This window comes from Vibrio marinisediminis (assembly GCF_014050145.1).
Taxonomy (GTDB): domain Bacteria; phylum Pseudomonadota; class Gammaproteobacteria; order Enterobacterales; family Vibrionaceae; genus Vibrio; species Vibrio marinisediminis.
Map to the genome: position 1 here is coordinate 1 of NZ_JACFYF010000291.1, position 232 is coordinate 232.

The following is a 232-nucleotide window of genomic DNA, read 5'->3' on the forward strand; positions in this document are numbered from 1 at the left end:
TCATACTTCAAAACAAATAAAATCTGATTTTGAAGAAGGTAAAAAAGTTATTGTTGCTGGTAGATTAATGTCGCGTCGTATTCAAGGAAATGCAAGTTTTGCAGAATTACAAGATAGTGAAGGTAGAATTCAAGTTTATTTTAAACGTGATGAAATTTGTACTGGTGATGATAAAAGTAAATATAACGATGTTTATAAAAAACTATTAGACATTGGAGACTTTATTGGTATT

The 232-nt window shown here is 28.0% G+C and carries 1 protein-coding gene; it reads left to right on the forward strand.

The features are described 5' to 3' along the window. On the forward strand, window positions 1-232 hold a 232-nt coding region (locus tag H2O73_RS24145; RefSeq protein ID WP_220457770.1), incomplete at both ends, for an OB-fold nucleic acid binding domain-containing protein.